10 protein-coding genes and 1 pseudogene are annotated in these 9,445 nt (G+C 34.1%); 6 read left to right on the top strand and 5 right to left on the bottom strand.

The window, feature by feature from the left end; genetic code table 11:
• The 4 genes from HRG09_RS26810 to HRG09_RS26795 form a co-directional block, all read right to left on the bottom strand.
• A partial coding sequence (locus HRG09_RS26810) for a zinc-ribbon domain-containing protein (protein ID WP_174103868.1) occupies positions 1 to 305 on the bottom strand: 305 nt, incomplete at its 3' end.
• 161 nt (positions 306 to 466) lie between these two features.
• Positions 467 to 1,048, bottom strand: a complete 582-nt coding sequence (locus HRG09_RS26805; RefSeq protein ID WP_309232387.1) for a hypothetical protein — start codon at positions 1,046 to 1,048, stop codon at positions 467 to 469.
• A 99-nt stretch (positions 1,049 to 1,147) separates the two neighbouring features.
• A complete protein-coding gene (locus HRG09_RS26800; protein ID WP_174103867.1) occupies positions 1,148 to 1,618 on the bottom strand; it encodes a DinB family protein in 471 nt (156 codons plus the stop codon).
• 239 nt (positions 1,619 to 1,857) lie between these two features.
• Positions 1,858 to 2,769, bottom strand: a complete 912-nt coding sequence (locus HRG09_RS26795) for a LysR family transcriptional regulator (protein WP_174103866.1) — start codon at positions 2,767 to 2,769, stop codon at positions 1,858 to 1,860.
• Between the two features lie 151 nt (positions 2,770 to 2,920).
• On the opposite strand from HRG09_RS26795, the gene HRG09_RS26790 reads away from it, so the two are divergent.
• The 4 genes from HRG09_RS26790 (at position 2,921) to HRG09_RS26775 (ending at position 6,792) form a co-directional block, all read left to right on the top strand.
• Positions 2,921 to 3,580, top strand: a complete 660-nt coding sequence (locus tag HRG09_RS26790) for a DJ-1/PfpI family protein (RefSeq protein WP_174103865.1) — start codon at positions 2,921 to 2,923, stop codon at positions 3,578 to 3,580.
• A gap of 74 nt (positions 3,581 to 3,654) precedes the next feature.
• Positions 3,655 to 4,320, top strand: a complete 666-nt coding sequence (locus HRG09_RS26785) for an IS6 family transposase (RefSeq protein ID WP_174103864.1) — start codon at positions 3,655 to 3,657, stop codon at positions 4,318 to 4,320.
• A 332-nt stretch (positions 4,321 to 4,652) separates the two neighbouring features.
• Complete coding sequence (locus HRG09_RS26780) at positions 4,653 to 6,032, top strand: erythromycin esterase family protein (RefSeq protein ID WP_174103863.1); 1,380 nt, start codon at positions 4,653 to 4,655, stop codon at positions 6,030 to 6,032.
• A gap of 73 nt (positions 6,033 to 6,105) precedes the next feature.
• Complete coding sequence (locus HRG09_RS26775; protein WP_174103862.1) at positions 6,106 to 6,792, top strand: IS6 family transposase; 687 nt, start codon at positions 6,106 to 6,108, stop codon at positions 6,790 to 6,792.
• Positions 6,793 to 6,847: 55 nt separating this feature from the next.
• Here the strand turns inward: HRG09_RS26775 and HRG09_RS26770 are convergent.
• Positions 6,848 to 7,365 (bottom strand): annotated as a pseudogene (locus HRG09_RS26770) (IS6 family transposase); the annotation flags it as partial.
• A gap of 241 nt (positions 7,366 to 7,606) precedes the next feature.
• Between HRG09_RS26770 and HRG09_RS26765 the strand changes: the two are divergent.
• Together HRG09_RS26765 and HRG09_RS26760 are read left to right on the top strand one after the other, a co-directional pair.
• Entirely contained in the window at positions 7,607 to 7,762 is a 156-nt protein-coding gene (locus HRG09_RS26765) for a hypothetical protein (protein ID WP_017150362.1), read from the top strand.
• 91 nt (positions 7,763 to 7,853) lie between these two features.
• Complete coding sequence (locus HRG09_RS26760; RefSeq protein WP_174103861.1) at positions 7,854 to 9,026, top strand: ATP-grasp domain-containing protein; 1,173 nt, start codon at positions 7,854 to 7,856, stop codon at positions 9,024 to 9,026.
• Positions 9,027 to 9,445 lie beyond the last annotated feature (419 nt).

The following is a 9,445-nucleotide window of genomic DNA, read 5'->3' as shown; positions in this document are numbered from 1 at the left end:
ACTAAAACATTGATTATTCCAGAATCCATTCCGATAATAGCAAATACTTTATTAGTACCTATCACTTTCTTATTTAACCCCAATATTGAAAATACAATAGCTATAATTCCAACAATCCCCCACAAGTTAATAAACCAACATACTATTCCAAGTATAAAACCAACTAAAGAGAAAATTTCAATACTATTACTTGAATTACTCACGACATTTTCCCTAACTGTGTTATGTCTAAAATCCTCCCCGCAATGTCCACAAAACCTATTACTATCATTATTTTCATTTCCGCATTTAGTACAATATTTCATAAAATGCGCACCTCTCATACCTTTACTCTTGTAAATCTACATTTTCCTGACGGTACCCTTATTTCACATAAAACCACTTATTAGAAGTCAACATATCTATAATTCTATATAAAAACCCCTTCATTTTAATTTTGAAGGGATTTTTATAAACAATTAAATATCTATTTTAAAGGAGTTAATATTTTTTCTTGATTTGTTACTTCAATAGGAATAGGCGGAAATTTCTTATCTCCAATTAAAACATTAAGATTCCAGGTCCCACTTTTAGGGAATTTCATATTTATCGCTTGATGTGAAATAAACTTTATACTGTTTTTGCTAACAGAATTACTTAACGGTAATATGTTAGTTTTTTCATAGAAAGAGTGGATAGATTGACCATACTGGTTTATATGTTTTATGTCTGCAATTTGAATTTCTTGTTTTGTATTCGGATGAATAGCGGTAATCTTAAGCAATTGATCAGATCTTAATTTCTCAGTTCCCCACAAAAACCAATCATATGTTTTACTCTGATTTACAACTATAGGTTGCTTAATAAAGCCTATCTGATTTTCAATACCATATAAATCATAAATCCAATGTATACCTTGGTCATGCTCTTTAACTTCAAAAGATGATGCATTTTTATTAACTTGTATAGCCTCTGTTTTTTCATTCCATCCAATGATACCTGTAACCAAAATCCCTATGCTAACACAGCTTACAACAATACAAGACTTATATTTAACCAGTACAATCACCTCTTTCCAATTGTAACTATATTTTACAAAAAAAGTATGTACTTGCTGTGAATTTAAAATTAAATGTTTACATAATTATCGTTATTGGTAGTGAAATTATTAATCCCATATATTTGGGCGTTCAATTTTCATTGTTCTCATATAATCTAACATTTGTCCTGTATGAACACCCTCATGATATGCTATACGCATTAACATATCCCCTAAAGAACGAATATACCCTACATTTGAACGATCAATTTTAATAGTATTTAGATCTTCATTAGAAAAAGAACGAACAGTATCTAAAAATTGTTTGTGATATATCTCAGCAAAATTCAGTTCATCTTCGACAGATAAAAAAGGTCTGTTTTCAAATGGAGAATTATATTCTTTTAGACTTCCCCTATTTTCAATAGCCAGATGATAATAATGTTCTGATTCCAGTACATGTCGAATCATCTCTAAACAAGTCATAGCTTTTTCATCTGGTTTCCAATCTAATTTATCACTTGGAATTGCTTTCCATACCTTTATACTCCGTCTTCTCACTTCTTTTAGATTTAATAATAATAAATCAATAGTGTTCAACTGTATTTCTCCCCTCCACTTAGTCTTATAAATTAAGTTTACAAATATTTTCAAGTAAAATGCAAACATTCGTTCTTTTTTCGGATACATTTAACAAACGAATCGTCCTGTAACTAACAAAAAGAAACAATATGTTATGAATATTATATTCATGCTCGGTTAACATAACGTCCCATTATCAGTAGCGAAGACAAGGCGGTTCCCTACTCTTATAAGGAATCTAACTTTATATAAAAAATCTACTCAGTTTCAGTAGTCATTTCTGAGGAGAAATAATCGATTACTTTGGATTTGAACAGTTTTGCCGGAAAGCTCAATTCCCTATCTTTATGAACAATAAGCCCATGTGTAGAAAAAATTGGTGGACATAATGGCAACGCTTTGAATTGTTCTTCTTCAAGTTCTTTTTTCACAGCCATTTCTGGAATCAATGCAAAACCGATTCCACATTTCACAGATTGTTTGATCATTTCAATACTTGGAAACTCCAGTGCATTGTTCCCTTCAATTCCAGCCTCCTGCAAAAGCTTACTAGCTCGTGTATGGTATAAACAGCTTGTTCCGAAACTTATTACTATTTCACCATTCAGAATATCCAATCCGTGAGATTCAACTTTTTGTACCAATACATCAGAAGCGATAAAAACTAGCTTTTCCTCTACTAAAGGGTAGAAAATGACATCACTTCGATTCGGATTTTGGGGAACAATACCAAAATCCACAGCGTGTTCTAAAACCTGATTAAGAATATCTCGATGAAATCCTGTTCCCAGCCTTACTTTTATCTTTGGATAGCTGCCTATAAATTCTTGAATAAGCGGAGACATACGCGTTAAGAAAAAAGATTCTTGCATACGAATATGCACGGTCCCTTGTGGTTGATCCAGCTCACTCATCGCCTCCTCTAAAGCCATGCCTAGATGAATAAATTGGTACGCGAATTTAGCAAGTTTCAAACCCGCTTCTGTAGGTTTTACCCCCCTAGATAATCGATGAAACAACTTTTGGTTACAAGCTTGTTCCAATAACTGTATATGAGTGGTTACGGTAGATTGGACATACCCTAATTTATCCGCGGCTCGACTAAAGCTTTTTTCTTCAATCACTGCAATAAATGTTTTAAAAAACTTCCCTTCCAATAGCTCAATCATAGTACAAACAACCTCCTTGATATCGAAAAACGAAATAGGTTGTATCGAATACATTCATAAGTAAAATACACAACTTCATGCTATATTAATTTTCGTAGAGATGCAAGACTACTCCACATGATGCAATAATAATCCAAAAGGAGGAAAAATAATGAGAAAAAAACAAGGATTTAGGCTAGGTATTTACGTTTTCAAGGATGCAGAAGTGATTGATTACGCAGCTCCGTACGGCGTATTTTCGGTTGCAAGAAGATTTGATCCAGAATTAGATGTTTTTCTTGTAGCAGACGCTATGAAGCCAATTCAAACACAAGCAGGTCTTACTGTATATCCTAACTACAGCTTCAATGATATGCCTGACATGGATGCATTTTTGATTCCTGGCGGCTTTGGTACACGTCAAGAAACGAATAATAAGCGACTACATCAATACATCCAATCTCTTCCTGAAACAACTCTACTTACAAGTGTATGTACGGGTTCATGGATTTACGGCAGAATGGGACTCTTGGACGGCATTGCTGCCACAAATCGTAAAGAACCAGATCATTTAGAAGCTACGAGCATGGGTAAAGTACCGATCGATCGCTTAGCCGAAATTGCACCAGCTTGCAAAATAAGTCGAGCTCGAATAGTCGATTCTGGCAGAATCGCAACTGCAGGCGGTATCGCTTCTGGTATGGAAATGGGATTGCATTTACTGAGAAGAGCCGGTTATGATGAAACCTTCATTTCTGAGGTAGCTCGCGTTATGGAGTACAAAGCGGCATACGACAATTATAGAAATGACATTGAATATTTCAAGGCCTAACCTCATATCGGTTCTGTTGCAAAGTTTTCTAAATGAGGATACACTCTAGAAAACAGGATCTAGGAGAATTAGACATGAGATATTTTAAAGGAAAACAATTCAAGAAAGATATTATTTTAGTAGCTGTCGGCTACTACTGTCGTTTTTCTTTAAGTTATCGCGATGTATCTGAAATCCTGAAAGAACGTGGTATTTCAGTGCACCCAACAACCATCATGCGATGGGTTCATGAATATGGCAATCTCATCTATCAAATTTGGAAAGTGAAAAATAAATCTGCACGCTTATCTTGGCATTTGGATGAGACTTATATCAAAGTTAAGGGCGAGTGGTGTTATCTCTATCGTGCAATTAATAAAGATGGACACACATTGGATATTCAACTTCGTAAAAAACGGGATCATCAGGCTGCCTATGCCTTCATGAAAAGATTAGTAAAACATTTTGGAGAACCTACGGTTCTCACTACAGACAAAGCGTCGGCATTACTTTGCGCATTTAACAAATTAAGAAAACAAGGATTTTATCAAACTACAATCCATTGTACAATCAAACATTTGAATAATCTCATTGAACAGGATCATAGGCATGTAAAGAGACGTTTTGCCAAATCCGCAGGATTTCAAAATCTTCGTCATGCTTCACGTACGATAAAAGGTATCGAGACTATTCATGCCCTATATAAACAAAGGCGAAGTCTTCAAATGAACTGCACCCCAATTGTTAGACACATAATCTAACAATTGGGGGTATGTGAACATGCCCATCAAGCTAAGATTTTATAGTACCCCCAAAACGAATTTTTGTACTAACTTGTAACAAAAATTCGTTCTGGGGCATTTATTTTTCTTAAGTTGATGGATATGGGGGTATTGCTTTTCTTAGCTTGATTTTGATGGGGTGCGACCCCTATATAGAAGGTTTCTTCAATATGTATGAAGGGTATTTTATTTTTTGAATATTAATATTGTTTAGAATTCGTATATGTATTATTATAAATAATGGAATATTAGTAAATTTTTAATACAGATTCTATTCAATCTCTAAAAATATGATTCTTGGAGGCGTTGTTGTGCATAAAAAATGGAAACTTGGGCTAATGAGTACTCTTCTTGCCTGTACAACCTTTACATCTGTTGCATTTGCAGCAGAAAAACCAGTCGACCAACCCAAATGGGAGGAATGGTTAAACGGACATGCAAAAATATTAAATGAACCAACTTCCCAAACAACAGAAGATTTATCATTTCTAAAAGAGGCCGTACAGGACAAGCGTATTGTTGTACTTGGGGAAAGTACGCATGGTGCGAAGGAAATGAATCAATCCAAAATACGTATGATTAAGTACTTACATGAGGAAATGGGATATGATGTGATTGCATTTGAATCAGGGCTTGGGGAAGCAGCAGCTGTTCAACAAAATTTTGATAACTTAACCGCTACGGAAGCGTTGAAACAATCTTTATACGCTGTATGGCAAACAGAAGAAGTAGAACAATTATTTACCTATATGAAAGAACAAAAAGAAAAAGGAAAGCCACTCACATTAGCTGGTTTTGATATGAATTTGTTTTATAAATCTTCATTCCACTCCTATGCAAAAGAATGGTTGCAAAAACTAAGTCCAGAAGTGGCATCTGAATTTGATGCAGCAGTAACAGAGTTGATTAAACTGGATAGGTATTACAATGAATATGATGGTACATATCCCTATGATCAATTTAAAATTGAAATACAGCCTGTAATCAACAAGTTTGAAAAGGTTAGAACATTTATTCAGAATCATAAATCTGAATTGACTCAAGTTGCACCTCATGCTACGTATGATGTAAACTTTCTGGAGAAATCAATTAATATACGGATTGATGCGATTAAAACGCATTTAGATGCTCAAATGAAAGTTAGAGGTGGTATCTACTCACCTAACCTTAAAGACTACGCTACATATATCCGAGATCAAAAAATGGCACAAAACTTAGCATGGCTCACTGAAATGCAGTATAAAAACAAAAAAATCATTGTGTGGGGGCATAATTATCATATTCGAAAACAAAATTCAAAAATGATATTAGATTGGACGAAGGTGCAGCAATACAATTATGTTGGCCCAAATATGATGGATTATCTTCCGCAGCGCATCAAAAACCAAATGTACACGATTGGCGTATTTGCGTATAGTGGAAGCAGTTGGGATGATAGCAATAAAGATGTTATTCTTGTACATAACGAACATGAAGAACAAAGTGTTGAAAAAATAATCAGTACGGTAGGAAGTCCCCATGTTTTTGTTAACCTAAGGGGAGAAAGTAACCGACCAGAAACGTCATGGATGTTTACTCCTACTGCAGCAAGTTATTGGGGAAAAAAAGAAAAAGAAGAAATCATGATTCCTACCGAACAATATGATGGCATTCTATGGTTAGAAAAGACTTCACCTTCTGTTCTTAAGTAAAATAAAGGGTTCTGTTGCAAAGATTTCTAAACTGAGATAACCTGTAGAAAAAGTGTGAGCAGGAGAATGATATATGGGGTATTTTAAAGGAAAACAGTTTAAAAAGGATATTATTTTAGTAGCCGTCGGCTACTATTGTCGTTTTTCTTTAAGCTATCGTGATGTATCTGAAATCTTGAAAGAGCGTGGTGTTTTGGTTCACCCAACAACTATCATGCGCTGGGTTCATGAATATGGAAACCTTGTCTATCAAATTTGGAAGAAGAAAAATAAAAACGTTCAATTATCTTGGAAACTAGATGAAACCTATATAAAAGTCAAAGGAAAATGGTGTTATTTATATCGTGCAATTGATAAAGACGGGCACACATTGGATATTCAACTTCGTAAAAAACGGGATCATCAGGCTGCCTATGCCTTTATGAAAAGATTGGTCAAAACGTTTAGAGAACCAACGGTTCTCACTACAGACAAAGCACCAGCATTACTTTGCGCATTTAACAAATTAAAAGAACAAGGCTTTTATATAAATACAACTCATTGTACAATCAAGCATTTGAACAATCTCATTGAACAGGACCATAGGCATGTGAAGCGACGTTTCTCCAAATCCGCAGGATTTCAAAATCTTCGCCACGCTTCCCGTATCTTGAAAGGCGTCGAAACCATTCATGCTTTATATAAACGAAACCGAAGTCTTGGTTCAGACTTCGGTTTTTCGACATACAATGAATTACAGGAGCTACTAACAATCGCATAAAATATACAACTTTTTGTTGGCACCACTTAACCTTAACAAAACTTCGCAACAGAACCTCTTGTTCTACTATGTTATTCAAATACTTTTGTTGTCTAAGTTGCATACCATCAGGTATGCTTTTTTCAACTGTTCAATTGCTATAGGATAAGCTGGATTCTTATCGACTGTTATCACGCGAGGTTTTGAAACATGAAAAGCCCGCAACGCTTTCTTGAAAAAGCGCTTTGCAGCCTTCTGATCTCTTGTTTTGCTTAGGCAAAAATCGATTGTGTTTCCTTTCGAATCAACAGCACGATACAGGTACATCCATTGCCCTTTTACTTTGATATATGTTTCATCGACTCTCCAGGAGTTATTTGTTTGTTTAAGGTAGCGTCGGATCCGTTTATCCAATTCAGGACCATACTGATGAACCCAACGCATAATCGTTGTATGAGAAATGGATAAACCCCGTTCCTCCAGCATTTCCACTAAATCACGAAAACTTAGATGGTACCGTAGGTACCATCTTACCGTTAATAAGATAATATCAGGCTGATAGTGCTTCCATTTGAACAAATTTTTCTTTTCCATACCAATCACACACCTTTTTAGAGTAATAGTATCAGTATGTCCAAGATTTATAGATTACTTGCAATTATCCTGAAGTTTTTGCACCAGAACCTCATAATCTGCCATTGAACAGTCTATGTAGGTTTCTATGTCTCTATCAAATGATTTTTGCGCCAGAACCAAATTTTCAAAAAATAAAAAGGTTTTTAGATATTTTTGTCGAAATTTACTATTTGAAACTTATTAATCAGGAGGAATATACATGAATATTAAACTAGATCAAGAACAAAGTGAATTAATTCTAAAAAAAACTGGAGTAACACTACAAGAGATTCAGCTTAATGGAGAAGATTTAAATCAAATTAGTTATGGTCCTGTTACTACCATGGCTCTGGGAGAAGAAGACCGCTGGTTTTAATAATTAGAGATAGATAGAGACAGGACAAATAATTTGATTGCCTGAATGATTAAATTATTTGTCCTCCTTGCTCTAAGAGAGGAAATAAAATATGTCCTTACTTATCGTCAACCCAATGGATGATTTTCATTGTAATTATCTGATGTATAAACTAAAAAAAAGGAATATATCTTTCACAGAATTAGGACCTGTTCATAGCAATGAATATTCCTTTATTGATAATAAGCTAATTTATAACGGGAAGGTAATAGATATAGATAATGTTCGTTCTATTTTTATTAGGAGTAACATGATTTTTACACCTCAATTAGTTAATACACCTTATATAGATACATATAATGAACAAATGCAATTTAAAAGCCAAATCGAGAATTTACGTTCTTGGCTGCAAATCATGCAACTTAATGGAGTTAGAATGATAAATCCTCCTGCAGACCATTCTAAATACTTTCAACTGTATAAACTGATTCATGCAGGATTACCTATTCCAAAAACTTGTATCACAAACTCTTACAAAAGATTAGAAGAGTTCATAAAATCAACGGATAGAATTGTATATAAACCTCTCGTAGGTGGATATTATTGTAGAGAAGTGAACGGCGATGAATTATTAAAGATGAAGTCTTTAAATTTAGAGCCCGTTATTTTTCAAGAGTATATAGAGGGAAAAGATATTAGGGTCTATACTCTAGATGGGGAAATTTTATCTGCACATGAAATTCAAAGAGAATCTAACAAATCCACAATTGATTATAGAACAGATCCTATGTTTTCGAAGGGAAAACTGAATTACAAAATGATTCATCTTCCATCTTCAATCGAGAATGTCTGCTTAGAAGCCGCGAAAATATTAGGACTTGAATTTTCAGGCATAGATTTAAAATTAAATAATAAAGGAGAATTTTATCTTCTTGAGTGTAATAGCATGCCTATGTATTTGGATCTGGAACTAAAAAATCATATAAAAATCACTGATTATATTATCAATTTTTTAAATGCCAATATCGTTGAGAATTTCGAACCCTCTTTTGAGGAAGCTACACATGAACAGATGGAGATAAACAAAAAAAGCCTGTTTGATTATAAAAGTGTTTACGAGGATTTTTATAAGTACAAGAGCGAAAAGCAAAAAATAGTGATCTTACCCATTAACAGAGAGCAAAAAAATACGCTTAAAGACCATAAAATAAACCATGACGAAGAAGATTATGTAATTTTAAGTATCAATGGAAAGAATAATGCTAAAATAATTGATTTGCAATGACAATGTGTTTAATCAGTGTAATTACATACTGTTCTAAGTTTAGGAATGGAATAACATCATGGCATATTTTTTTCGCAATAGGCCCTCTACCTCTAGATAGTACAGCTTGAAAAATTTGATGTTTTGTACAAACACACTTTCAAAATCCATTTTTGAAAGTGTATTCTTAAGTAGTTCTAACTCAAAATCTAAAAATTTATCATTTCCATCTTGGATAGAATCTGGGATATTGTGTATCGCATCCGTTATTTCTTGTACGTATTTCACGCCTATTGTATCTTCTGAATAGAATAATACATTCCGACTTAGGATCAAGGGTTCTGTTGCGAAGTTTTGTTAAGGTTAAGTGGTGTCAACAAAAAGTTGTACATTTTATGCGGTTGTTAGTAGCTCCTGTAATTCATTGTACGTCGAAAAAC

Origin of the sequence: Bacillus sp. Xin1, assembly GCF_013314535.1 — a bacterium.
Lineage (GTDB): Bacteria > Bacillota > Bacilli > Bacillales > Bacillaceae_G > Bacillus_A.
Note: the sequence above shows the minus strand (reverse complement) of the source record. Positions and strands in the feature narration are given on the sequence as shown.